This window comes from Myroides odoratimimus (assembly GCF_038039805.1).
Classification (GTDB): domain Bacteria; phylum Bacteroidota; class Bacteroidia; order Flavobacteriales; family Flavobacteriaceae; genus Flavobacterium; species Flavobacterium odoratimimum_B.
In genome coordinates, this window is record NZ_JBBPHK010000014.1 from 84725 (window position 1) to 108812 (window position 24088).

Sequence of the window (24088 nt, forward strand, 5' to 3'; positions counted from 1 at the left end):
GTTTCAAACCTAAATTTTATATTATGGAATTATCAATAGGATTTATAAATGATGTACACGGTTATCTTGAACCACATCCCGAACTATTTTACGGAAAAGACGGAGAATATATAAAAACAGCAGGAGGATACGCAAGAATTGCTTCTGTTTTCGAGAAGATAAAAAGCGAGAATGAACACGCTTTATTTTTTGATGGGGGTGATACTTTTCATGGTACACTGCCAGTAGTAGCATCAAAAGGAGAAGTGCTAATTCCTGTTTTAAATCAGCTTGGTTTTAACGGAATGGTTGGTCATTGGGATTTTGCCTATAATCCCGACCATCTTCTGACTTTAGGGAGACAGCTAAATTACCCAATATTAGGTATTAATGTATATAAAGAGGACGGTACATTATTGCTCAAACCGTATTCACTAATTGATGTGGATAATCAAAAAATTGCAATAATAGGCGTCTGTGCCAATATTATAGATAAAACAATGCCTAAAATTTTTAAACAAGGGATCTATGTAACAGATGCAAAACAGGAGATAAATCACTATGTGAAAGAAGTAAAAGAATTAGGAGCTACTCTTGTCATACTCTTATCTCACAATGGATATCCTCAAGATATTGAACTTCTTAAAAATACAACAGGAATTGATGTATGCCTAAGTTCACATACACATAACAGGCTCTATGATCCTGTTAGAGTAAATGATACAATAGTGATACAATGCGGTTGTCACGGTTCTTTTGTTGGGCATCTGAAACTCTCAATTTCAGACAATAAAATTAAACATCACGAATATGAACTTATAGAAGTGAACGAGAATATTACAAGTAACCGCAACATTGAAAAAATAGTAGAAGATATTATGCTTTCATATAGGAACCTTAAAAAACAGATAGTCGGAAAAACGGACAGTATCTTGCATCGATATTCTACCTTTTCATCGTCAATGGATAATTTGCTATTGAAGGCTATCAGTAAGGTGGCAGGGGTACATATTGCATTCTCAAATGGATGGCGATACGGTGTTCCAATTGACAAGGGAGATATTACAATATGGGACTTATATAATATGGTTCCAATGAACCCGGTAATTTCTGTTGTAGATATGAAAGGGCAAGAAATTATTGATATGCTCGAAGAAAATTTTGAACGTACTTTTTCAACAAACCCTATGCAACAAATGGGAGGTTATTGCAAGCGATATCTGGGGTTACAAATCAATTTCCACATTGAAAATCCATATGGCTACCGCATAGAGGAAATCTACCATCAGGATGAGCACTTGAAAAAAGAAAAGATATATCGGGTTGCCTACATTACAGAACAAGGTGTTCCTGACAAATATGGCAGTAATAGAATACATTTAGAAACAACGGCAGTGCTAGCCCTTATTAACTATTTGAATGAAAATAACGAACATTCTAATGCTGATTTTTTAGGGTAATAAAAAAAATCAAATAGTGTATATAGTAAAAATTATATATGGTTTTTACTCATAATGATTTTAACATTCAACTAAAATCTATGGAAAAATACTATACCGAATGTATACAGAAGCTAGAAGAACAAATCCAAGAATTGACAATAGAGTTAAACAATCCAATTCTATTGCCCCAAGAAATTGTTGAACTTCTGGTAGAGTGCTTATCAAAATTAAAGCAATTTGTATTAAAACGTGGCTTCAATAATATTGAAGAAGAAATTCATTTTTTTAAAAGATTAAAACCTATCATTCTCGCAAAGCTGATTTACTATAATGCCATTTACAAAATTGAAACCAAAAAGCCTTATGGCAACGGGAAAGCAATAAAGAAGTACATTGATAATGAATTGACAAAACTGAAAAGATATTTTGATAATAATCTTGAGTTTTATCGGTACTACAGAACCAACAGTACTTATCTTGACCATAAATATTTTGTACGTGGCAAACACGATATTAAATTAAGCTTGGATACTTTCTACTTTGAGGCAGATCATAGATTTTCAAGCTCTCATGATTATAAAGTCGCCAAAATAATTGCCAATGATTTGATACAAGTCTATCTCGAAGACCAATTGAATAATAAAAATCATAAAAAAGAAACTGATAGTTTTTCAATAAATTGGACGGGGAGCAAAACATCATTAATCGAACTGATTTATTCGTTATATGTACAGGGTGTATTTAATAATGGGAATGCAGATATAAAACTTATAGCCAAAACATTTGGAAACACTTTTAATATTGATTTGGGAGATTTCTATCACACATTTATGGAACTTAAAAGTCGGAAAATAAACCGAACGAAGTTTCTTGACAGCCTACGTGATAATTTAGTTAGAAAAATGGAAGAAACAGATGAACGGGAATGAAATTTCTGCTAATTTCCTACAAGGTAAATGAATAGGTTTTCGCATTATATTACTTTCCGAATGGGTGTTGTTTGTTTCTGTTTTTCAACTTGCCCCGCAGGTTCTTCTTTAGTTTCTGGCGTTATGGATAACTGTATTTTGCGTTCAACGGAAGCCAATTCCGTTTTCAGTTCACTCAATCTGTTTTCTTTAGACCAGGTACCATTTAGTGCTTCCTGAAGAACAGGCAAATCTTTTTGCAATTCGGCAATTTTCTTTTTCTCTTGATCGATATAGCCGGGCAATTTCTCTAGTGCGTTAAGGAAGTTCAAAGTCGCCAGCTTTTCATCTTTGGCGATTAAACCATTGTTGTAGGTATATTTGATATTGCCCTCGCCCTGTACCAAAAAGCGGTTTACCCGTATATCCACGCCCTCTTTTTCGGACATTTCGGTTTTGACCAACAAGGTAAATCCGTACAACATACCGATTTCTTCATACTGACCTCCGGTGCGGGCTTTGTCCGCAAGCTGGTTGAGCTTTGCACCAATTTGTTTCATATCCGCATTGGGCGGTAAGCCGTCCAATTGCAGAAGATTTGCGATTGTGCCGTCCGAACTTTTTGGATACGCCTTTCAGATTATTCCAATCAAGGCTCATACGGCCAAAGCGGGATTGAGCTTTATCAAGTTCAGCTGTGTAGTCTTCCAATTTGTACTTCGCACTATACTTTGAACGGTTGAATGCCTGTTTTTCGCTTTCTAACCCTGCAATCTGTTTTTCTAATTTAGCTTTATCCAACAGGTCTGTATTTCCTGATAGGATAGCCACATATTCCGAAAAATTCATTCCCGATTTTTCGTCCATACTGCCTTCGTCAATCGTTCGCTTGCCGAGATTGTTGTTTTTTAATTGGTCTATGAATAGCTGTTTATTGTACCGCAGATTAAACTTGTAGCTATCTAATGATTTTTCTACGGCATAGATAATCACATCTACTTTGTTTTCTCCAAAGAACTTGGCAATTTCATTGCCTTTACGAACAGCTCTGCCATCCCTTTGAGCAAGGTCACTTGGTCGCCACGGTGTATCCAAATGATGAACGGCAACGGCTCGTTTCTGTGCATTTACGCCAGTTCCGAGCATACTCGTTGAACCGAACAGTACACGGATTTCGCCTTCGTTCATACCTTTGATAAGTTCCTTACGTTGCTTATCATTCTTGGCTTCCTGTATAAAGCGGACTTCGTGTGCAGGTATGCCGTGGTCTTCTACGAGCTTGCGTTTAATTTCGGCGTAAACGTCCTTCCGCCACTTTCGGTCAACTGGTTCCATACAATTTTTTTCATTCCATCGCGCGGGTCTACCCATGGACCGCCGCTTTCACTCCAGCCCGGCGATTCAGCAATGGCCATTTCCAGCCCAAGGGAATCTGCAAGCCTGGCGGTAAGTGCGAGACTTTCTTTCCACTCTGGAGTCATGTAGACCAGACGGTGGTCAACTATTTTTGGGGTGACAAGAGCTGCATCAAAGGTTTGGAATTCTCCGATTCCGAAACGGTGCATCCACAATAGGTCCTTACGGGTTCCCTGCGGGGGAATGTTGCCGTTCATCCAGTGCCACCATACTCGCGGACGTGCAGAATTTGGTGGATCCATGAAACGGCCGTAAAGTTTATCATCCTGTCCCTGCTGTGCAAAGGTCTGAAAACTTATCAGCGGCATCAGGTAGAATATTGTCTTTAATACCTTTTTCTGAAACATGCGTGTTATATCTATAAGTTATCAACTATCGGCTAAGTAACATTATTTTGTCGGACCATATGTGATAATTAGACAAACGGCACTTTTTTTATACAAACCTGCCATCTTGTATAAATAAGACCTTATTTGGTATAATAAGAGGTCAATAGAACTTAATATTTGATTATTTTTGAATGTTAAATATTTTGGAATAATTATTAAAAAGAAATGGAGAACCTGACCGCTGACCAAAAGAACAGACAGCTGATCGGCTTACTGATCGATAGACGATACCGTTTATGGAGACACGGTACATTTCTGTCGGGATTTTTGCTGCTGCTATTTTACACGGTAAACCAGTCAACCGAATACCACGGTATTTATCGTTATTATAATCTATCGGCGATCTTTCTGACGTTCAATTTCATGTTCTATTTCAACATGTATTTCCTAATCCCCCGTTTCTTCTTTCGGGCAAAGTATATTCATTATCTGCTGATCCTGATGCTGGTTGTTTCGCTGGGGCTTTATGTGCTGGATTTTATTTCCGACACCCTGGCCCCGCACAGATCTCACGATACGGTCAAGGTGACCGAAAACATGGGGCATCCCATCTGGTTTATCATTGCTTATGCCGTGATCCTAGTGACCACTACCATAAAACTGTTCCAGCGGTGGACTTTGGACAGGGAAAGCTATGCGGAGCTGAAGGACCTTACCCTCAGTATGGAACTGGAAAGCCTGAAGAATCAGATCAATCCGCACTTTCTCTTCAATATGCTCAACAATGTAAATGTACTGATCCGTAAAAACCCGGACAGAGCCTCTATGGTCGTGTTCAAGCTTTCCCAGTTCCTTCGGTACCAGCTTTATGAAAATCAGACAGAGACCACGCCTGTTTCGGCAGAAATAGGATTTCTTTCTAATTTCCTGAACCTTGAAACGATCCGCAGGGACAAGTTTATATTCACCATAGAAACCGGCAGCGAAAATTTGAATTCCGTTTTTATCCCGCCCAATCTGTTTACAACCTTTGTTGAAAATGCCGTAAAGCACAGTGCGGATATATCGGGGGCTGCTACCTTTGTGGGCATTAGCTTAAAAATAGACGACGGGAGGCTTTTATTCCAATGCACCAACTCAGTTGCGGCCGGTATGGATTCGCCGCATTCTGAAAAAGGAGGGCTCGGGCTGATCAACATTAAGCGAAGACTGGAGCTCTTATTTGGCGAAAATTACCGTCTGGATATCAGTACCGGAAATAACCAGTTTATTGTTGACCTAGAAATCCCGATAAATTAGCACAGCGATGCGACCAAAAAATATTGATTTGATTTTAAAGAATATGCATGATGAAATGTATCATAGTTGACGACGAACCCTTAGCGAGGGAATGGATTTTAACACTTGTAGGTGAAATTTCCGAAGTTGAAATAATTGGCGAGTTTACAAACGCATTATCGGCACTTGATTTTATCCGGGAAAATGAGGTAGACCTTGTATTTCTGGACATACAGATGCCAAAGTTCTCAGGTCTGGAATTTGCACAAGAACTGCCTGAACGCACGATGGTCATTTTCACCACCGCCTTTCCGCAATATGCCCTGCAAAGTTACGAGCTGGATGCAATTGATTATCTGCTCAAGCCTATCGAAAAGGAAAGACTTGAAAAGGCCGTGGGCAAAGCGAAAGAATACCGTAGATTATTGCTTCCCGAGACTACCAAAAATACCTTCGAGGGAAAGAGCAATGATTCCATACTGATCAAGGCAGACAGGCGATATTACAGGGTTCTGCTCGCAGAGATATTGTTTATTGAAGGACTGAAAGATTATGTGGTGATTCATACCGTAGAAAAAAAGCTGGTCACAGCCATGAACATTAAGAATATACTCCTGAAAATTGACCTCCCTTATTTTTTAAGGGTCAGCAAATCCTATATTGTCAATGGAAACCGTATCGATTCGTTCGACAACCAGACCATATATATCGGAGAACATGAGATCCCGATAGGAGATGTATATAAAAAAGAATTCCAGAAAGAATATACCAGACAGATTTTTGGAAATAATCCATGATCAGATATTCAGACTGATAGATGTATCCCCAACAAACGTTGTTTTTCTCCGGGTTAAATCAGCCTCGGGCATCTTCACGATTAATAGCCTTTGGTCTAAAAAAAAGATAGGTTCGTATAAAATCAGAAAATGACTTTAAAAAAAATCCTTCCTTAGCACAAAGATCAGAAATCGTTCTGTTTTAATCGAAATATACAATACGTGAAGATGAACACAAGAAGAATAATCTCACTGGGGATCTGTTTGGGGATTTCCACATTCTCCTATTCGCAGGATCAAAAGGACAGTATTTCACAAAAAGTAGTTCGGTATGCTATGGAAAAATTTCCATCGATCCGTACCCTCAATATAGAATACGATCATCAGGTACCTTTTAAGTATTCATCGAAAGAAAATGGCAATAAGTTGCCCGATAATAAGTTTGGGGGCGTAAATCGTGTGGTTGTGAACGGAAACAAAACAGTTCTTGTGAAAAATGGATGGATTTTTGGAACGACAATCAATTACAGTTACAATTCATTCTCTTTAGAAGACCGCGATCCTGTATCAGGACTGCAGACTGAAAGATCACAGGACTTCCACTATTTCGCCGCAGGGGTCAACGTGGCAAGGGTATCGCAATTGTTTGGCAAACCCTTTATTTATTCAGGATCATTGATTGTGGATGGAAGTGATAAGCATTTTGAACGGCTACGGGGAATATTTACCGGAACGCTGGTTTTAAAAGCAGATGAACGGACCAAGATGACCGTTGGACTGGTTGCCATGGTAGATCCAACCGTATTGATCCCGGTATTGCCTTCCTTTTCCTATGAATATAAATTCAGAAATGGCTGGATGCTCGATGTTATATTGCCACAAAGGTTCTATATGCGGAAAGAACTGCTTAAAAACGGAAGGATATCCTTCGGTTGCGAAATGGCGGGCTCTACATTTTATCTTTACGATCTTTATGGTAAAAACAAAAGATACCAGTATCAGCAACTCGAGATTAATTCTGGGTTGATGTATGAACATAATCTGGGCAGGTCTTTCGTGGGAACTTTGAAGTCCGGACTGAGAAGTATACCAACAGGTCGAATTTTTGAAAAAAGTGGCTCGTTCAACGATTATATTTATGAAGCAAGACCCCAGTCTTCTTTTTACATCAACTTAGGGGTATCGTTTAATCCATTTGGAATGAAGCGAAATTAAAATTTAACTTATATGTTTATTGACCCTACCAAAAATTTTCTATTTTGGAATATGGAATCTACCACCTTATGACATTGAAACATGATAAAAGTATTTAAAACTAATATTTCCGATAGAAAAAGCGCAGATCGGGTAATCATGATGCTGGAAGATGGCTATCCGGAATTTATGATTACAATCGATACGGAAGATTGTGACAATGTACTTCGGGTGCAGGGTCACAGTATGTTTTCAGCGGAAGGTATTATGGATAGCATACTGATTATGGGATTTGTTGTTGAAGAAATGTATTAATGCTTGATAAATAAGTATTACAGAATCAAACTATAATACGATTCCTTTGTGCTAAGATTTATAAAGGAGCTGCCATTAATATGACAGCTCCTTTTTTAAATTATATCAGCTACTATTACTTGTTTTTTTGCCACGTGAAGAGTATGGATTGCAGCACTACGGAAAGTATCACAAACCCTAATCCTACGTAGAAAGAAAGGTTGACTTCCCTACCTTCATTAAAGAACAAAAAAGCGATAATGATCGCATAGATCGGTTCGAGGTTAAAGCTAAGATTGACGGTAAACGCAGATAATTTCTTGAGCGATTCTGCGAACAGAACATACAGCCCTACGGTACAGAACAAAGCCAATAATATTAAATAAAATACATCCGATCCATCTGGAATAAACCTTTCATTTGGGAAGAAATAAAAGAAACCCGGCAACAAAACACCTAATCCCAAAGCTCCGCCGACCATCTGGTAATAATTGATCAGTTTACTATCATAGGTTTGTACCAAACGCTCATTGTAAATCGTGTACAATGCAGCAAAAGCGGAAGAAACCACGCCTAAAATGATGCCGAGCTGATACGATGAATCAAAGTGAAAAATCAGGCTGATGCCCAGCAGTGTGAGGGCACTCAATGCGAGCTGAACAACGCTGAATTTCTTCCTGTTCAACAGAGGTTCAAATACGGCTGTAAAGAAACTGGTCAGGCAATAACATACCACGCCGATTGAAATATTGGAGTACTTGATACTCGCATAGAAAAAAATCCAATGAACAGTAATGAATAAACCGACTTTAGCAATTTTAAAAGCTTCCCGACTGGAAGCTAATCGCTTAACTTTAAAAAGCTTCAGTCCGAAAGAGAGGATAATTGCTGAAAACAATACCCGAAACCAAACCAGCGGCACTTCATTAAGCGAGATTAATTTGCCAAAAACACCGGTAAAACCAGCCAGCAGTACTGCGATATGCAGGATTAAATACGAATTTTTCATATAAGTTGTCTATCCTTAAACAGGAAAATTAAATTAATAAATAAAGTGTACAACAAAATATCCCGAATAGATTCGGAAGTTCATCATACTTATAAACAAGTATTTATTAATTTCTAGGAGGAGGAAGACAGCTCTTTCTGTTCATATTTTCAATTATTCTTCTGCAAAGATAACAAAAAAGATATTGATGCTTAAATTGTAAAACATAATTCATTCTACATCAAACCATATTAAACCTAAAGTCAATTCATAATTCTTTCGATCACTCTTTTAAAAACATCAACATCACTACCCAGTATCAAACTCATTGCATACCACCTGAAAAACAGTGTCGAATTTTGAGAAATGTAAGCCCTCAAAAAGTATATAAATGGCTATTTCGTTGCATTGCTCAATAGCATTTCCCGAACGAAAAGCACCCTCGTAGGCATTGGTGGTCCACGAGGAACGTTGCTCTATAAATTTTTGGTCGTTTGCCTTTTCGGGGAAGCTGGTGTTTAATAATTCTTGCAGTCGCAATCTGAAATACGATAGGTCTTGTTGCTGAGTATCCATACTATAATTTTGTTTAGAATTTTACTTGAAGTCTAAAATTATAGCAGTAGATAACAGCCTTTAAAAATGTGGCAGGGTTTGGCTTTGAGAGGCGGGATTTGGCGAAATTTAAATACAGGCAGATTTATTTGTATTTTTGTAATGAACGATTGCAGAAATTAGGTATTCAAAGCGATTGTACAAAATCCTAATCTACACACTATAGAATTTGCAGATTTGATAACGATTGGTTAAAAACAGAATATAAAGTGATTATTATGGGTATGGAAAAGAGAGCAAAAAATGTAAACAAACGTAGCGACGAAATTACCACTGTTTATTTCGAATTTCTGGATCAACATATTGAAGAAGTTGTAAACGGACGCGCAAACGATTTTTTGGAACTCAACCAAATTGCCAATGCTTTACATTTATCTCATTCGCACCTGTCAGATACATTAAAACAAACAACAGGACATCATCCTTGCCATTTCTATGACTTGAAGATTATCAATAAAGCAAAATTCTTTTTAACGGAAACCGATTTATCTATCGCTGAGATTGCAAAAAAACTAACCTACGACCCTTCCAACTTTGGAAAATTCTTCAAAAAATTCACGGGGCAAACTGCTGGCGAATTTCGCAGGCAACATAAAAAATAAGTCATTCTCAAAAGCTCCGAAAAGTTCACCACGTTTTATTTTATTTGATTGAAGAACTTTGTTATTTAATCAATTTTAAAATAATTATACAATGGCAAGGAACGATTTAAACGGAAAAGTAGTGCTGATTGCTGGAGGAGCAAAAAATTTAGGTGGACTATTAAGTAAAAGCGTTGCATCAAAAGGTGCAAAAGTGGTAATCCATTATAACAGTGACAAAACCAAAGCAGATGCAGAACAAACATTAGCAGACATTAAAAATAAGGGTGGCGAAGCTATTTTGGTGCAGGCAGATTTGACCAATGTAGCGAACATTACCAATCTTTTTGGCAAAGCAAAAGAAGCTTTTGGCGGTGTAGATATTGCCATCAACACGGTTGGAATGGTACTTAAAAAACCATTTACAGAAACGACCGAACAGGAGTACGATACGATGATGGATGTAAACGCCAAACAAGCGTATTTCTTTTTGCAAGAAGCAGGAAAACATTTGAACGACAATGGTAAAATCTGCACTATTGTTACTTCACTTTTGGCGGCGTTTACAGGTTATTATTCTACTTATGCAGGAGCAAAAGCACCAGTAGAGCACTTTACCAGAGCGGCTTCCAAAGAATTTGGCGAACGTGGTATTTCAGTTACTGCTGTTGCTCCCGGACCAATGGATACCCCATTTTTCTACGGTCAAGAAAGTGAAGAAGCCGTAGCTTACCACAAATCTGCCTCTGCATTGGGTGGATTAACTGATATTAAAGACATCGCACCTTTAGTAGAGTTTTTGGTAACTGATGGTTGGTGGATTACTGGACAAACCATTTTTGCAAATGGTGGTTACACTACTCGTTAAACTTTAATTCAATATTTTAGCAAAGGCAAATGACAATGTTATTTGCCTTTGCTATACAATAAACTATTTATTATGATATTAAAAATACTTAATTCCGCCTTGATTCTTGTAGCCGTTTTTATGGGCCTAAAGCAAGGTTACGCAATGCTTACTGGGAAAGCCGAAATGTTGGAAATGTTCAGTAAATGGAATTTTTCTAAAACAGCCGTAATGATAAACGGTGCAGTTACCATTATTGCAGCACTTTTAATTCTCTTTCCAAAAACTTTTGTTTGGGGGAATTTTTTAATGGCTGCCGGTATTTTACTGATTATATGTTTGCATCTATTAGACAAAGATTTGAAAGGCGTGGCAATTGAAATTCCGTTCTTGTTGCTCAACTTTGCAATTATTTATTTGCAACATCCACTTTCTAAAACACCATAAAATGAAAAATTTTAAATTCCCATTCTTTACCTTTCATGTAATCAATTTTACTGCTTTCGAACTTAACCTATGTTCATATAATACAGGAATAATTAATTTATATTTTTAGGGCAATAAGAAAGTTTAATATGGCTATTCCAACCAATAAAGAAGAATTAGAAAAGGCGATTGTAACCAATTACCATAAACTGAAAAAGGAATTATTAACCATTCCTAAAGAATTGACTACTCTTCAAGAGTTAGAGGGGCATTCAAAAGGCACATTGATGAATATCAATAATCTTGTTGCTTATCTTATAGGTTGGGGAGAATTAGTTTTGAAATGGAACAGAAAGAAATACAATGGCGAACCTATTGATTTCCCGGAAACAGGATACAAATGGAATGAGCTTGGTAAGCTCGCTCAAAAATTCTATGAAGACTATAAAAAGGAAGATTTCGTATCACTTTCCGAAAAGCTCGATAAAACTGTTGAACAGATTTTAAAACTAATAGAGAGTAAATCTAACGAAGAACTATACCAAGTCAGTTGGTATGAAAAATGGACTTTAGGAAGAATGATACAGTTCAATACTTCATCTCCATACACCAACGCAAGAGGAAGAATACGTAAATGGAAGAAAGAACGGAACTTAAAATAATACCTAAACTGATACGCACTTGGAAACAATTTGGCTAAATTAAAAGGGAACAAAAACCGCCGAGTTGTTTGCATTATTTAAAATCTACCTACTTTAATTATCCATCCTTCAAAGAATATTTTTTTCTAAGCTTACTATAGTATGATATAATATTAAAAAATCGCATTTAGTTATAATCAGATAAATGAAGGCATATTTTTGTATTTTTAGCCAAGATTTAAGTAGACAAAAATATTCTCAACAAACAAAATACTATATATGATAATTAGAGAAGCTAAAGTTGACGATATTAGTCAAATTCAAGTGGTAAGAAATGCTGTAAAAGAGAACCCATTATCAAACCTTAACCTTGTAACAGATGAAGATTGCAGAATATTTATGACAGAACGAGGCAAAGGCTGGGTTTGTGAAATAGACGATAAAATTATAGGATTTTCTATTGCCGATTTACAAGACCATAATATCTGGGCTTTATTTGTTCATCCAAAATTTGACAAACAAGGTGCTGGAAGACAACTACATGATGTGATGATCAATTGGTATTTTAGTAAAACAAAAGAAACCGTTTGGTTAGGCACTGCACCTGGTACAAGAGCAGAAGCTTTTTATAGAAAAGCTGGTTGGAAAGAAGTTGGGATGCACGGTAAAGGCGAAATCAAATTTGAGATGGCATACAACGACTGGATTGAAACGCCCAGTAACCACAAAAAAATAAAACCTCTGTAATTTAGAGGTTCTATTGTTTATTTAAATTTTGTAGCATTCTACGAATTTCAAGATCCATTCTCGAAAAGGCAAACCATTTTTTACCCAGGTCTTTTAGTGATGCTCCAATATGATACAATTCCGTATCGTCAATAATCAAAAATCGATCGTGAGAATCGGAGAAAATCTCGATTTCAATTGAAGAATATTGGCTATTGTATCGTTGTAAATCTAATCTTAACTGATTGCTGATATTTTTGGTGTAGATGGTTGCAGTAACATTATTATTGCGTTTACCTAACAAGGTAAGCACCGTATCGTCCACATAATTATCCATCAGGATAATTGAGGTTTTAGCACTTCGGATAATATCGGAAACAAAGGTATAAGCATCGAAAATTTGTCCGTTATAGAAGATGCCTTTTTCACTGTGAAGTTTATCGCTTTCCAAAGCCTTAAAAATTTCTTCAAATTTTTGGTCGGTCTCTAATTGTTTAATTTCAATTTTATCCAAACGATGAAATAAAGAGGCATTGCTAATAAGCATTCTACGCATTTCTACAAACGCATTCATAATTTCGATGCTGACTTTTATAGCTACATCGCTCCGAAGTACCGAAGCCAGCATTGCGATACCTTGTTCGCTGAAAACATAAGGTAAATAACGCCTCCCGCCATAATTCAAACTTGAGGTCACAATTTGTGACCTCAAGTTGATGGTATCAAATTCATCTTGTATCAATTGAAAACGGAAGTTTTCGGGAAACCGTTCTGCATTACGTTTTACTGCCTGATTGAAAACTTTAGTTTCTACCTGATAAATTCCTGCGAGGTCGCTATCAAGCATAACCTGTTGTCCTCTTAGGGTATAAATCTGGCTTTCTATTTCCTTGCTGCTAATGATGGGTTTATTTTCCATTATTTTTTATAGCTTTTGTTTTTTTTCAAATTCAAAAGAGGTTTTGCAATCCTCATTCAACACGATATAAGCATCGAATTTATTTCCGGCTTTGCTTTTCATTCCTTTTATAAGAGAGGTTTTGCCTTTTTTGACAAGGCTTTCAATATCGGCTATACCGATTTGTACTTCACAAACATTGCGGAATTGTACCCAATTGCATACTTCATCAGGACATTTCACAATTTTATCACGGATAATCAAATGTTGGGTTTTACATTTCGGACAAACCAATTTGGGTAGATTATTTTGGGCAATGGAAGTTTGCAACAATTCATTTGTAATAGATGAAGCGTAGTTTTCCATTTCCTTTTGAAATGTTTCAGCATCTGCTTCGTTGCTTTCGATTTTCTGCAAAGCCAATTCCCATTCGGCAGTCATTGCAACGTCCGCAATTTTTCTGTCTTTGACCAATTCATAAACCTGTAATCCCTTTTCAGTTGGTATTAAAAATTTCTTTTCCCGTTGGATATAATTTCGGGTAAATAAGGTTTCTATAATCGAAGCTCTTGTTGAGGGTGTACCGATACCAATATTTTGTAAAACCTTGCGTTCATCCTTATTTTCTATTTCTTTTCCTGCACTTTCCATAGCCGATAAAAGTCCGGCTTCGGTATAAAGTACAGGTGGTTTGGTTTTCTTTTCGAGAACAGAAGCTTCTTTTATTTTGAGTTCATCGTTCTTATTTAGTTCAGGTAAATCCTGTAAAACTTCGGTGTCATCATCGGAGAAATTACCTTTAATGGAACGCCAACCAGCTTCCAGAATTTTACAGCCTTTTGCAGTAAAATCGTAATGCAAGGCTTGTAAATCAACATCAGTAATCTCTTTGATACAAGCTTGTGAAAGGGCTTCGAGCAACCGAAAGGCAATCATATCATAAACCGCATTTTCTTTTGTGTTCAGTGCTGACGGGATTTTGTCTGTAACCAATAATCCGTGATGGTCGGTAACTCGCAAATCATTCACGATACGTTTATTGAAACGTCCCCATTTCATTTTTGATACCGCTAGCTTACAGTTTTCTTTGTCCTGTAAAGCCCTCACGAGGTTGGGAATTTCTGCCCACATATCTTCAGGAATGTACTTGCTTCCGGTACGTGGATAAGTGATAAACTTCTTTTCGTAAAGGCTTTGAGCAATGTTGAGGGTTTCTTCGGCAGAAAGGTTCAATTTTTTATTGGCTTCCTTTTGCAATCCTGTAAGGTCGAACAATAAAGGCGGTTGCTCTGTAACACTTTTGGTTTCTACTGATGTAACTGTTGCCGTTTCGCTTCGCTGAATGGCTTTCAGCGTATCATCGGCAAGTTTTTGGTCTTCCCATTTGGTTTTAGAAATGCTTTTAAAATCTATCAATTCTTTGTTGTGCGATAGCTGTATCTGCCAATATTTCTTTATCGAGAAATCTTTGTTTTCCAAATAGCGTTTACATATCAAAGCCAATGTTGGAGTTTGCACTCTTCCGAGCGAATAGATGCCATTTCCTGCGACTATACTCAATGCCTGTGTAGCGTTGATGCCCACGAGCCAATCTGCTCGGCTTCTGCTTTGTCCCGCCTGATACAATCCGTCAAATTCTTTTCCGTCTTTGAGCTTATCAAATCCCTGCTTAATGGCTTTTTCGGTAAGCGAACTAATCCAAAGCCGTTCAAATGGCTTGTTGCATTTCAGGTACTCATAGATATAGCGAAATATCAATTCGCCCTCACGTCCGGCATCGGTCGCTACAATGATGCTGTTACTACGGTTAAAAAGCTGTTCGATGACTTTCAGTTGCTTCAACGCTCCTGTATCGACTATATAGCTTTTATCTTTTTTAACTTTCCGAACGGTTAATAAAAAAGGATCGGGCAAAATCGGCAACGCTGTTTTATCAAATCCCGAAATGCCATAATCTTCGGGCATTCCCAATCCGATTAAATGTCCGAATGCCCAGGTAACAAAATAACCGTTGCCTGTCAGGTAGCCGTCCTTTTTATCGGATGCCCCCACAAGTCCGGCTATTTCCCTTGCTACGCTTGGTTTTTCTGCAATGATTGTTTTCATACTTTAAGATATTTTTTTGCCTCTGGTTTTCGCTGGAGCTTTGGGTTTTTCTTGTTGCTCCTGCTGTTGTTTGTTTTTCGGTGTTTGTTGACCAGACTTCAAAGGCTCTTTGATTTTTTTTGTAGCTTCGTTTGTCTTTCCTTCAGAATTGACGGCAGTCTGCGTTTTATGGGTTTCGGTTGGTTTTATCCTTTCCTTATATTGATTTGGAAATTCAAAATTGGTTTTTCCATTTTCCTTATTGAAAGTGATATAACCTTGATATGGTTGACCTTTTTTATCTTTCAATCCATCAATGTAGATGGTTTGACCGGCTTTGAAATCCCTATGTTGATCATCGGTCAATTCTTTACCCCTGAATGTTTTAGGGGCTTCTTGCGGCTGGCTTTGCTGATTGGTTTGTTGATTGGTTTGCGTTTGCGTTTGCCTGTTGGAATTATTGCGGTCAAACAGGAACTCCACATAACGCTTGTCTGCATTGAACTGTACCGTTGCCGAAAATTCCGTTCCTTTGGTAGAAATCATACCCTCTAACTTTAGTGGTTTACCCTCCATTAAAGTTTGCTTTTGGGTATCGTTCAGTTTTACCCCTTTAATTTCATCGGGAATTTTTATGAAGTCCGTCCGTAAGGCAATTACATCATTGGTTAGCCTGTCTATACTGATAATGGACGGCATCAATTCTCCTGTTTTGGTATTTTTCAAATCAACCATACGTCCCATATTGCCAGTTTCGAGCAAGTTTTTCTTGTCCTCATCTGTAAACTTATGTCCGAAAAACTCAAAATGCAGATTAGGCTCTTTCTTGATGCCGTGTATTCCCACAACAACTTTTCCATCTTCGGCTTGCTGTAAGGACAAGCGAGCATCCGTGCGGAGAATAGTACCACCGAGGTTAACACCAATGGGTACGAGTTCATTCGTTTTAAAACCTTTTAGTAAAGGTTCCAATAGATTTTTCTTTTCAAGGAATTCCTTGCTTAATCCGAGATTGTTCATTGTGTCCCAATCAATCTGCTCCGGTTTATAACGGTATTCGCTAGCTTCCGGTGTTGTTTGTGTTGTTGCCATATCTTTTTGATTTTCTTGTTTGCTATCCTGTTTTGCTCCGGCTTTTATTTCGTGTTCTTTCATCACTTTTTCGCCTTCGAGAGTTGGCTTATCAACCTGTTTTTGCATTTCCTGTGCTTTTTCAACTGCGATAGGTGCAGGCACTTTGAAGAATGAAAAGTTAGTAGGGTCCTTCAGTTGGCGGAAAAAATTAGAGAAGAAGTTGGAAAAGAAATCGCCACTTTTGTCTACACGCATAAACTGGTTTTGGTTTTTCTTCGTGGGGTCAACGGTTTCCAATTTTCCGTTTTCGTCAATACTCTTTACTGCCTGGATTTTCATTTTTTCTTTATCCAACACCAATAATATGTCCGATAGTTGTTCGGGCATTTCCTGTTTACTTGTTGTTTCTTCACTCATAGTCTGAAAATTTAAAATTCACTGCCGAATGTAAAAGAAGCGTTCACTGCATTGCCAGAAGTGGCAGTCAAAGGCAGTGTTTGTCACTTATTGGCCACCCATCTTAATTGTTGGAGGGTTAAAGCTCTCTCTAATGAACTGATGCACATCGGACAGCTTGTAATATAATTTTCCGCTTATCGTGTAATAGGGCAGTTTGCCGATGGAGCGATACCGTTGCAGAGAACGGTTGCTTATTTTCAGCATTTGGAGCAAATCCTGATTATCGAGCAGTTCCTCTCCATCTATGCTATTACGTTTCTTTTGCAACTCGTCTATATTATCGCCCAGCATATCGAGTCGACCCATTAGGCGTTCCATCCACGCCAAAAATTCCATTCTGTCAATATTCATAGGAATATACTTTTAAGGGTTCATACCTATTTTTTATCTGTTTTCAACTTTCTACCTTTTTCGATATAGCTTTTGCCTTTTGCCATAAGCTCCTGTACAAATTCATCACTGCTCTGTATAGCATTTGCATTGAGCATATTTTTGATAGCCTCAATGGTGTAGAAATACTGACCGTAGATTTTTGAATAAGCTATCTCGCCTTTGGTACGCATACGCCATAGCGTTTTCTCGCTAATGTGTAGGTATTGACATACATCGTGGTTATTGAGCCACAGGTCATCATAACTTTTATCTTCCTGTTTTTTCAGATAGTCGGCAATGGCATTGATTCGGCTGTTAAGCTGTTGCCAGGCTTCCTCTTCAATGGTTATTATTTTCATTGCATAACATTTAAAGTTCATTATGCAAAATTGTGAAAGGTGGCAGTGTTTGTCTGCCAATGCTTGCCAATTGGTTTGGCGGTTTTTTGAATTTTTTTCAAATTGGTAAAACCCTTGTTTAATAAGGGTTTTAGGGTATTTTGAATATTTTGTAATAAAGTTTAAGAGCATTTGCCAATTGGCATATATGGGCAAAGAAAAAGCAGTACATTTTGCGTACTGCTTTTAAATTACTGTATTGTAATAGCTAAATATCTTTATCCATATATTCTTCGAGGGATATTTTAAGCTGGTCTAAAAATGCAGTTCGGGAACCTGCTCTTCTCCGCGAAATTATAAATGATAACTTTTAAAAAGTTATCAAAACAGCTTAAAACCTATGATTCTCAATGAATTATAGGTTTTTTCTTTTTTGGGCTATTGCTGAAATTTTCAAAAGTGCTCATAAAAAAGGAATGGAATTCGGGGCACAAGAAGTTTAAATTTGTGTGCACCTATTTTTTGAGCAAACCTAGACGCCAAAAGGAGCCAGAGAGTTTTAGACTGTGATTTGAGAGTGTTTTAATTCGATATTTATTATTAATTAAAAACAGTTGAATTATGCTAGAAAAACGCTTATCAATTTATTTTTTCCTTAAAAAAGGAAGAGATGGAGGTGATTTAAGGCTTGTTTACCTTAGAATCACGGTAGATGGCATTCGCAAAGAGACTTCATTAAGTCATAGATGGGATGCCACCAGATGGAACCAAAAAGCAGGTCGTGCAAGTGGCACGAAGGAAGATGCTAGAATGCTTAATTACTTTTTAGATACAATCGTATCTAAAATAGCAAAACACCAATTAGAACTTTTAAACAATGGTCAACCTATTACCTGTGCTGCACTTATGGATTATGTACAGGGAAAGGAAAAGAGTAAAATTAAAGTCTTGGACGAATTTCAAAAACACAATGATGAAGTCTTTAATCTTGTGCCCAAGGAGTATGCTATTGGAACATATGAAAGATATGTAACTGCAAGATCTCACGTCGGAGAGTTTATTAAAAAGGTTTACAATAAAGATGATATTGAGTTTAGAGAACTCAATTATGAATTTATTACTAGTTATGAACACTATTTAAAGACCGTTAGAGCGTGTTCTAATAATACAGCTATAAAGTATATCTCAAACTTTAAAAAGATTGTTTTAAGAGCTCTTGCAAAAGGGATTATAACCTCGAATCCATTTTTGCAATACAAACCTAAGAAAACAAAACTCAACAAAAGACCTTTAACTAAAGAAGAGCTTTTTATTTTAGAAAACAAAGAGTTTGATAGCGAGAGACTTAGTGTTGTAAGGGATGTGTTTGTCTTTCAGTGTTACACTGGTTTGTCTTATATCGATGTATTTCAATTAAAGAAGAGTGACATTAGTAAAGATGAAGAAGGAAGTTTTTGGATAAGAACTAATAGACAAAAAACAGATGCTAATATTACCATTCCTTTATTACCCAAAGCTGTTGAGATAATGGATAAATATAAAGATCATCCTGATTGTATTGGAAAAGATGTAGTACTTCCTGTTCGCTCTAATCAAAAAATGAATGAGTATTTGAATGAAATTGCATCTCTATGTGAGATTAGTAATTTAAATACCCATAAGGCAAGAAGAACATTTGGAAGCACAGTAACACTTGGTAACGGTGTACCTATTCATGTAGTAAAAGAGATGTTAGGTCATCACTCTGTTAAACAAACAGAGGAATACGCTCTAACTGAAGAGGAAGCTATCAAAACAGAGATGCAAATTCTAAAGAGTAAATTAGAAGGGCAGCCTATATCTACATTAGATAAGCAGAATCAACTACTTGAAAAATTAAACAAGTTAAATCTTAGTGAAGAAAAATTAAGTAAGTTAATTGATTTAATAGAACATATAGTTTAATAATTATAACTCCCTCGTAGAATCGTTTTTATGCAATAATTCAACTGTACGCATGCCAGAGAAATACGAGGGAGTTAAACTATTTTTTTATTCTTTAAAAAGATTATCAATATCCGCTTTACTGTAATAATAAGAACCCAGTATTTTTCTATATCTAAGCTTTCCACTAATGCGAAGTGTTTGTAGTGAAGCTGCTGAAATACTAAGCAGTTGTCTTGCTACTTTTGCCTTTATCCATTCAAGGGTATCTTCTTTTGAATTCTTATTAAAAATCTCTTTTAATTCTGCAATGATTGTTTGACTAAACAGTCTTAAGTCTTCTTTTGTAATTTGATTGTCCATAATAGTTGTTTTTAGGTTAAACAACTAATGTATGAGGAGAGTTGGAGTGCTTAGTATTATAGGAATAATAGAGAAGAGGTTGGCTTTAAATGAAATATCTTAGCAACTGTTTAACTTACTGAGATATTTTGTTGTTATAGATCTACTGATACAATAAATCACATCCTAGTATTCATAGGAGGGTAACCCTGTTTGTGTTTTTTACAACACTTTTTCTGACGATTTATAGATACTTATAATCCATATTAGTTTAAGGATTGTATAAATATTTTCAAGTTATTTTTTGTTCAAGCTTGTGTAATGGAATGTGAAATTAGATATAATTTCTTTGTTAGTGAAATACAAATTAATTTTCTTTTGATTAAGTATTAATGTTTTTTTATTTGCAGAATTAGTATAATTAAAGATCATTAAAAAGTATATGTGATTTAATATTCTAGTAAAGTTTGTATCATTATTATGAATTATAATTTTTATAACTATCATACTAGATACATCCTGTTTTTTTTAGATATGGATTTCTTTTAGTTAATAGATGTTGTATATTGTCATTTTTAGTAGATTCTATAATGTTTCAATTTATTAGGATCATCTGATTATCTAGTTACAAATAGATAGAGATATGTTAAAAAATAAAATTAACATTATTTACACTTTTTCATTTTTTCCCTAATTTCAATGTGGTTTTATTTTAGGGAATTATTCTATTAAACATATAATGTTTTTTTAAGATATTTTTTTAAGATATTTATGGGGGAAAATATGTGTATATAAAATATTTAATTCATTAAATGTGATTATTCTTAATGTTTTTTGTGTAAAATTCACATACTTTGCAGTGTTGTTAAAAAGATATTTTATGAAAAACGAACTTGTATTTTTTAAGACTAGATTTAGTTTGATTTTTATAAATTTAGTTTATTCACTAGCTGCTTTATCTATTGGTTTATTTAAGCTTATAAAACAAGACAGCAAGTTTAGTTTCTTACCTTTTATTTCTCTATTCATTATACTAAATGTTTATGCTAAGAAAAATAACAATGTGTTTGGACAGGAAGTTAAAATGCTCTTAATATTAAATGCGCTTGTTTGTTGTACTTTTTTTTTAACCTTTCAACCATGGTTAGAGTTTACTGTTTTTATATTTTATACAGTAATCTATAGTTTATTTGTTTGGATTAATAAGTCTAAGATTCTCAATCTTTTTATTGGCTTTAGAGAATTGTTAAATGTTGTTTTCTTCTTGTTTATTCTTAAAGTATTTTTTTTAGTTTCTGAAGTCTTTATACTTAAATATCATATTGAAGACTTAGAAAAATATGTTGCTAAATCATCAATCTTAATTGAGATTATAGCTTTTACAGTATTTATTATTAGCATTTTAATCTATTTTATTTCGTATAAAAAAGAAAATAATTCAACAAGAGTATTTTAATGTAGGTTATCTATTAAAAAATAAGATTAGTTACAATAATTTATTATATGTTTTATTTTGTATTCCTTGTTATAGCTGTTGTTTATATTGTTTTGATAAAGAGAATTAAACTCTTTGTCCAATATGAAAAAAGATTAGTAGAAGTTAGCATTTTATTGTCTATTAACTTTTTGGTTGGGCTATTTTACAATTATCTTTCTACAGCTGAATTCTTTTGTATATCCATTTTATTAAATTTATTTAATGGACCTTTTTTTCTATGTACTATTTGATCGATCAAAGTACTTGTTTTATTTACAATACATTGTCAGCTTATTATCATTTATCTATATTATTGGTTATTCCTATTATATAAGTGAAGAGATAGAACAGATAAAGATATTTAATTATTACAGTGCTATTGTTAGTGTTATTCTTGGAATTGTATATGTTTTAGTATGTTACTATCTTCTTGTACAGACTTCTGTACGTATCAGAAATGAGAGTATTATAGTTGTTTTTCTCATAGTTTTCTTTTTTGAATCTATTATGATGTTACCAGATTTTAAAGAAAGAGGTTTTGATGTAAACCCTTTGTTTATTTATCTAGGTTGTACTTTAATTCTTATTATTTCTAGTTGTATCTATTTAATAGGTAAACTATTAAATATAAAAGTAAAGAATACTAATAAACTACTAAGCTTACAGCCTTCTACTATAGACTTAAAGATTAGTGTAGTGGAAGTAGAATATGAATGTGTTGATATAGATGAGGAAAAAGAGGGAATTGTAGAAACTGTAGAAGAGGAAGATGTGACTGAAGAGAATAAAGAAGATGATTTTCAATATATAAGTTTAGTATTAAATGAAAAACTGATTGAAAATCGTTTATTTTTAGATCCTAATTTAAGTTTAAATAGGCTATCTAAGGTCACTAATATTCCTAAGACTAGACTATCTTCTTTTTTTAAAAGTAGTGAGGCCTCTAATTTTAATCAGTATATAAATCGTATTAGGATTGAATATGCTGTTATTACTTTACATGATTATAATCATGAGGAATTGAGTATAGAGAAATGGGCTTTGCTATCAGGTTTTAACTCAAGAGTAACATTTTATAGGTCTTTTGTAAATGTTTATGGTTTTCCTCCTTCAGAGTTATTGAAGAAATAAACTACAATTTAGAATAGTTTGAAGTTTAATCTTTATTTTTTTGATAAAATAGTACTTGAATTTTGTTTCAAATTCTAATAAAATTGTTTCAAAATGAAATATTATTAAATAATAATTATTTATATCGATTTAATAATACCTATTATGTCCTTTTTTACTTAGGTATTTTGTGCTATCGATTTTGTTTTACTTACATATCTTGATATACTCTAAGCCCTATTTTATCTGATTTCAACTAATTAATTTTATAATATTAATAAAAGTATCATAAAAAAACAGGTGTGTTAAATATGCGATACAACTCTTTGTTAGTCACGTATTGCGATTATTATATACCGTATTTAACGTTGAGTAATAGTAGTTTTGACTATGTTTTTTTAAAAAGGATATTTCATAAAATATCTATAATCAATATTAAAATATATGAAAAAGAGATTACTCCCTGTTGCACTTTTATTGGGAACTTTTGCTACTAATGCCCAAGTAGGAATTGGTACAGCAACTCCTAATAAATCTGCAGAATTATTAATTGAATCAAAAGACCGTGGTTTATTAATTCCTAATGTTGCATTGGAAAGCACAAAGGATAAGGTTACAATTAGAAACGGCAACGTGCAAAGTTTATTAGTCTATGCGACAAAAAAACAAGGTGATATTACTCCAGGTTACTACTATTGGGATATAGATAAATGGTCACGCTTAACAGCTGATAAAGATATTCCACAAATTGTAGTAAACAATTTTGAAGAAATTGTAAATATGGATGGTGATAAGGTAAAAAATATCATCAAAAATATTGTAAAAAACACTGAAGGTAATGTTATTTATGAAGGAGATAAGTTTTATACCTATATAAAAGATGGAGATAAAATTATCAAACAAGAAATCAAAGAAAAATTAACTACAATAGTACATGACGAAAAAACTGGAGACTATATTTATTATAATGAAAATTCAGTAGATCGCAATGGAAATATTATTGGAGAAGGAGTTCGTATTAAAATAAAAGAAACAGTTATTAATAAGTTTGGTGATATTATTAATAATAAAACTGTTCAAGAACATATCACAAATTATTTAGATGGAACGTATGTAGGAGGAAATGTTTATTATGATGGTGATAAACTTACATATGTAACTAAAGAAGGAGAAAGGAAAGAAGTTTCTATTAAAGAAGTAATTACTGCAAATGAGAGTAAAACTGCGATTATTACTGTAGCTAATAAGCAGTATTATGTTTCAGAAGAATACTTGATTGCTAATAATGATATTATTCCTTCTAATGTTGATCCTTTAAATTTATCTAAAGGAATTTATGCTATTGATGTTGTTGGGGGCGTAATTAATAATTTTGAAGAGATAGTTACTAAAGGACCTATTACAGTAGATGGTCGTACGTTTAATACAATCAATGATTATATCAAGTATATCACAGAGAGTAAAGGAGGGTTTACTAAGATTGTTTATGATCAAACAACAGGCGATGTTATTTTCCAAGAGTGGAATGAAGTAACTCAGAAGTTTGAGAATGTTGATAATTCAAAGTTCA

At 34.9% G+C, this 24088-nt stretch carries 23 protein-coding genes and 2 pseudogenes; 15 read left to right on the forward strand and 10 right to left on the reverse strand.

Annotation, left to right across the window (positions count from 1 at the left end; translation table 11 throughout):
- Positions 1 to 23: 23 nt before the first annotated feature.
- Both AABL85_RS11555 and AABL85_RS11560 read left to right on the forward strand, forming a co-directional pair.
- Positions 24 to 1439 (forward strand): bifunctional metallophosphatase/5'-nucleotidase, encoded by a 1416-nt coding sequence (locus AABL85_RS11555; RefSeq protein ID WP_341310190.1) that lies wholly within the window; start codon positions 24 to 26, stop codon positions 1437 to 1439.
- A gap of 80 nt (positions 1440 to 1519) precedes the next feature.
- On the forward strand, positions 1520 to 2350 hold the full coding sequence (locus AABL85_RS11560; protein ID WP_341310191.1) for an RteC domain-containing protein: 831 nt from the start codon (positions 1520 to 1522) through the stop codon (positions 2348 to 2350).
- On the opposite strand, the pseudogene AABL85_RS11565 reads toward AABL85_RS11560, so the two are convergent.
- Together AABL85_RS11565 and AABL85_RS11570 are read right to left on the reverse strand one after the other, a co-directional pair.
- Positions 2312 to 3634: pseudogene (locus AABL85_RS11565) on the reverse strand (helicase-related protein); the annotation flags it as partial. The gene AABL85_RS11560 and the pseudogene AABL85_RS11565 sit on opposite strands and share 39 nt — an antisense overlap.
- Positions 3601 to 4092, reverse strand: a complete 492-nt coding sequence (locus tag AABL85_RS11570; protein ID WP_341310192.1) for a glycosyl hydrolase — start codon at positions 4090 to 4092, stop codon at positions 3601 to 3603. The pseudogene AABL85_RS11565 and the gene AABL85_RS11570, both read right to left, overlap by 34 nt.
- 207 nt (positions 4093 to 4299) lie before the next feature.
- Here AABL85_RS11570 and AABL85_RS11575 point away from each other — a divergent pair, with 207 nt between their 5' ends.
- From AABL85_RS11575 to AABL85_RS11590, 4 genes are all read left to right on the forward strand, one after another.
- Positions 4300 to 5373 (forward strand): sensor histidine kinase, encoded by a 1074-nt coding sequence (locus AABL85_RS11575; RefSeq protein ID WP_341310193.1) that lies wholly within the window; start codon positions 4300 to 4302, stop codon positions 5371 to 5373.
- Positions 5374 to 5423: 50 nt separating this feature from the next.
- The gene (locus AABL85_RS11580; RefSeq protein WP_341310210.1) at positions 5424 to 6149 is read left to right on the forward strand and encodes a LytTR family DNA-binding domain-containing protein; all 726 of its coding nucleotides are present in this window, start codon (positions 5424 to 5426) and stop codon (positions 6147 to 6149) included.
- A gap of 207 nt (positions 6150 to 6356) precedes the next feature.
- The gene (locus AABL85_RS11585) at positions 6357 to 7343 is read left to right on the forward strand and encodes a DUF6268 family outer membrane beta-barrel protein (protein ID WP_341310194.1); all 987 of its coding nucleotides are present in this window, start codon (positions 6357 to 6359) and stop codon (positions 7341 to 7343) included.
- An 81-nt stretch (positions 7344 to 7424) separates the two neighbouring features.
- Positions 7425 to 7637: a hypothetical protein gene (locus tag AABL85_RS11590; protein WP_341310195.1), complete on the forward strand. Its 213-nt coding sequence runs from the start codon at positions 7425 to 7427 to the stop codon at positions 7635 to 7637.
- A 115-nt stretch (positions 7638 to 7752) separates the two neighbouring features.
- Here the strand turns inward: AABL85_RS11590 and AABL85_RS11595 are convergent, their stop codons facing one another.
- Complete coding sequence (locus AABL85_RS11595; protein ID WP_341310196.1) at positions 7753 to 8625, reverse strand: DMT family transporter; 873 nt, start codon at positions 8623 to 8625, stop codon at positions 7753 to 7755.
- A 288-nt stretch (positions 8626 to 8913) separates the two neighbouring features.
- On the reverse strand, positions 8914 to 9180 hold the full coding sequence (locus AABL85_RS11600) for a DUF1896 family protein (protein WP_425355293.1): 267 nt from the start codon (positions 9178 to 9180) through the stop codon (positions 8914 to 8916).
- Between the two features lie 263 nt (positions 9181 to 9443).
- Here AABL85_RS11600 and AABL85_RS11605 point away from each other — a divergent pair, with 263 nt between their 5' ends.
- The 5 genes from AABL85_RS11605 (at position 9444) to AABL85_RS11625 (ending at position 12461) form a co-directional block, all read left to right on the forward strand.
- Positions 9444 to 9821 (forward strand): helix-turn-helix domain-containing protein, encoded by a 378-nt coding sequence (locus AABL85_RS11605; protein ID WP_341310197.1) that lies wholly within the window; start codon positions 9444 to 9446, stop codon positions 9819 to 9821.
- Between the two features lie 91 nt (positions 9822 to 9912).
- A complete protein-coding gene (locus tag AABL85_RS11610) occupies positions 9913 to 10668 on the forward strand; it encodes an SDR family oxidoreductase (protein WP_341310198.1) in 756 nt (251 codons plus the stop codon).
- A 72-nt stretch (positions 10669 to 10740) separates the two neighbouring features.
- Entirely contained in the window at positions 10741 to 11094 is a 354-nt protein-coding gene (locus AABL85_RS11615) for a DoxX family protein (protein ID WP_341310199.1), read from the forward strand.
- A 128-nt stretch (positions 11095 to 11222) separates the two neighbouring features.
- Positions 11223 to 11735, forward strand: coding sequence for a ClbS/DfsB family four-helix bundle protein (locus tag AABL85_RS11620; protein WP_341310200.1), 513 nt, complete (start codon positions 11223 to 11225; stop codon positions 11733 to 11735).
- A 258-nt stretch (positions 11736 to 11993) separates the two neighbouring features.
- Entirely contained in the window at positions 11994 to 12461 is a 468-nt protein-coding gene (locus AABL85_RS11625; RefSeq protein WP_341310201.1) for a GNAT family N-acetyltransferase, read from the forward strand.
- Between the two features lie 10 nt (positions 12462 to 12471).
- Here the strand turns inward: AABL85_RS11625 and AABL85_RS11630 are convergent, their stop codons facing one another.
- The 5 genes from AABL85_RS11630 to AABL85_RS11650 form a co-directional block, all read right to left on the reverse strand.
- Positions 12472 to 13359, reverse strand: a complete 888-nt coding sequence (locus tag AABL85_RS11630; protein ID WP_341310202.1) for an ORF6N domain-containing protein — start codon at positions 13357 to 13359, stop codon at positions 12472 to 12474.
- 6 nt (positions 13360 to 13365) lie between these two features.
- Complete coding sequence (locus tag AABL85_RS11635) at positions 13366 to 15444, reverse strand: DNA topoisomerase 3 (protein WP_341310203.1); 2079 nt, start codon at positions 15442 to 15444, stop codon at positions 13366 to 13368.
- 3 nt (positions 15445 to 15447) lie between these two features.
- Positions 15448 to 16914: a DUF3945 domain-containing protein gene (locus AABL85_RS11640; RefSeq protein WP_341310204.1), complete on the reverse strand. Its 1467-nt coding sequence runs from the start codon at positions 16912 to 16914 to the stop codon at positions 15448 to 15450.
- Between the two features lie 87 nt (positions 16915 to 17001).
- Positions 17002 to 17307, reverse strand: coding sequence for a helix-turn-helix domain-containing protein (locus tag AABL85_RS11645; protein WP_132772599.1), 306 nt, complete (start codon positions 17305 to 17307; stop codon positions 17002 to 17004).
- Between the two features lie 26 nt (positions 17308 to 17333).
- Entirely contained in the window at positions 17334 to 17687 is a 354-nt protein-coding gene (locus AABL85_RS11650) for a helix-turn-helix domain-containing protein (protein WP_341310205.1), read from the reverse strand.
- A gap of 600 nt (positions 17688 to 18287) precedes the next feature.
- On the opposite strand from AABL85_RS11650, the gene AABL85_RS11655 reads away from it, so the two are divergent.
- Entirely contained in the window at positions 18288 to 19610 is a 1323-nt protein-coding gene (locus tag AABL85_RS11655; RefSeq protein WP_341310206.1) for a site-specific integrase, read from the forward strand.
- 87 nt (positions 19611 to 19697) lie between these two features.
- Here the strand turns inward: AABL85_RS11655 and AABL85_RS11660 are convergent, their stop codons facing one another.
- The gene (locus AABL85_RS11660; RefSeq protein WP_341310207.1) at positions 19698 to 19952 is read right to left on the reverse strand and encodes a DNA-binding protein; all 255 of its coding nucleotides are present in this window, start codon (positions 19950 to 19952) and stop codon (positions 19698 to 19700) included.
- An 859-nt stretch (positions 19953 to 20811) separates the two neighbouring features.
- Between AABL85_RS11660 and AABL85_RS11665 the strand changes: the two genes are divergently transcribed.
- The 3 genes and pseudogenes from AABL85_RS11665 to AABL85_RS11675 form a co-directional block, all read left to right on the forward strand.
- A complete protein-coding gene (locus AABL85_RS11665) occupies positions 20812 to 21387 on the forward strand; it encodes a hypothetical protein (RefSeq protein WP_341310208.1) in 576 nt (191 codons plus the stop codon).
- Between the two features lie 243 nt (positions 21388 to 21630).
- Positions 21631 to 22539, forward strand: coding sequence for an AraC family transcriptional regulator (locus AABL85_RS11670; RefSeq protein ID WP_341310209.1), 909 nt, complete (start codon positions 21631 to 21633; stop codon positions 22537 to 22539).
- 423 nt (positions 22540 to 22962) lie between these two features.
- Positions 22963 to 24088 (forward strand): annotated as a pseudogene (locus AABL85_RS11675) (hypothetical protein); the annotation flags it as partial.